This is a genomic window from Longivirga aurantiaca (assembly GCF_042660085.1).
Lineage (GTDB): Bacteria > Actinomycetota > Actinomycetes > S36-B12 > CAIYMF01 > Longivirga > Longivirga aurantiaca.
In genome coordinates, this window is the sequence record NZ_JBHSTI010000037.1 from 1 (window position 1) to 1,814 (window position 1,814).

At 73.4% G+C, this 1,814-nt stretch carries 2 protein-coding genes; both read left to right on the forward strand.

Going from position 1 to position 1,814, the window contains the following annotated elements; translation table 11 throughout:
* Positions 1–212: 212 nt before the first annotated feature.
* Positions 213–1,334 carry a DNA polymerase III subunit beta gene (gene dnaN, locus ACFQGU_RS16680; RefSeq protein WP_386768830.1) on the forward strand — a complete coding sequence of 374 codons (1,122 nt, stop codon included), beginning with the start codon at positions 213–215 and terminating at the stop codon, positions 1,332–1,334.
* Positions 1,335–1,375: 41 nt separating this feature from the next.
* On the forward strand, positions 1,376–1,814 hold a 439-nt coding region (locus tag ACFQGU_RS16685; protein ID WP_386768831.1), incomplete at its 3' end, for an AAA family ATPase.

Consider the following 1,814-nt stretch of genomic DNA (forward strand, 5'->3'; position numbering starts at 1 on the left):
GCGAGGACGCTTCGCACCGGGCACACCCCCGGGTGCGGGGTGCCGCCTGCGCAGTGTGGGCGGGCCGTGGAAGCATGGGGCCGGCTTCCCCTCGATCATCGCCGGTCCTTCCGGAACCGGCGCGGTCGACCGCACGGGTGTGACCCGTGTAGAAAGCGCGCACGTCGTAGTTCCACCCCGCCATCCGGCGGGGCCCTGCCTTGGGAGTAATCGTGAAGTTCCGGCTCGAGCGCGACGTCCTTGCCGACGCTGTCGCCTGGGCGGCCCGCACCCTGCCGAGCCGCCCCTCCATGCCGATGCTCGCGGGCCTTCTGGTCGAGGCCGGTCCCGCCGGGCTCACGCTGTCGAGCTTCGACTACGAGGTCTCGGGCCGCGTGACCGTGGCTGCCGACGTCGACGAGCCGGGCACGGTCCTCGTCTCCGGCCGTCTGCTCGCCGACATCGCCCGCGCCCTGCCCGCCGCCCCGGTGACGATCACGTCCGAGGGCAGCCGCGTCGAGGTCCGCTGCGGGCGGTCGTCGTTCACGCTCCCCACCCTGCCGGTCGACGACTACCCGTCGCTGCCCGACATGCCTGGTGCGTCCGGCACTATCCCCGGCGTCACCCTCGCTGCCGCGGTGGCGCAGGTGGCCATCGCCGCCGGCCGCGACGACACCCTCCCCACGCTCACCGGCATCCGCGTCGAGATCGACGGCTCGTCGATCACCCTCGCCGCGACCGACCGCTACCGCCTCGCCGTCCGCGAGCTGCAGTGGACCCCGGAGGTGTCCGGCCTCGAGACCAACGCGCTCATCCCGGCCCGCACCCTCGCCGACACCGCGAAGTCGCTCGCGCACTGCGACCTCGTGCACCTGGCCCTGTCGGCTTCCGGCGCGGGCGACGGCCTGCTCGGCTTCGAGGGAGACGGCCGCCGCACCACCACGCGTCTGCTCGACGGCGAGTTCCCGAAGTACCGCGCCCTCCTGCCCAGCGAGTCGGCCACCGTCGCGTCGGTCGAGACCGGCGCGCTCGTCGACGCCGTGAAGCGCGTGTCGCTGGTGGCCGAGCGCAACACCCCCGTGCGCCTCACGTTCTCCGGCGGCGAGGTCGAGCTGCGCGCCGGCGCCGGCGACGAGGCCCAGGCCACCGAGGCCGTGGAGTGCGCGGTCGACGGCGACGCCATCGAGATCGCGTTCAACCCGCAGTACCTCCTCGACGGCCTGTCCGCGCTCGACGACGCGACCACCAAGCTGTCGTTCACCACGTCCACGCGCCCGGCCGTCCTCACGGGCGGATCCAGCGAGGGTGCTCCGGCGTACCGCTACCTCCTCATGCCGGTGCGCCTGTCGGGCTGAGCCCGCCAGTCGTCCCGTCGGAAGCAAGGAGCAGCGAGCGCGTGCACGTCACCGCCCTGTCGCTCACCGACTTCCGCTGCTACACGCAGGTCGACCTCGACCTGCGCCCGGGCATCACCTCGCTCATCGGGCAGAACGGCCAGGGCAAGACCAACCTCGTCGAGGCCGTGGGGTACGTCGCCACTCTCGGCAGCCACCGCGTGGCCACCGATGCGCCGCTCGTGCGGCTCGGTGCCGAGCGCGCCGTCGTCCGCGCGAAGGTCGCACGGGACGACCGCGACACGATCGTCGAGCTCGAGATCAACCCGGGCCGCGCCAACCGCGCCCGCATCAACCGCTCCCCGGTGCCCCGCCCGCGCGAGGTGCTCGGTCTGCTGCGCACGGTGCTGTTCGCCCCGGAGGACCTCTCGCTCGTGAAGGGCGATCCCTCCGAGCGACGCCGGTTCCTCGACGACCTGCTCGTCGCACGCACCCCGCGCA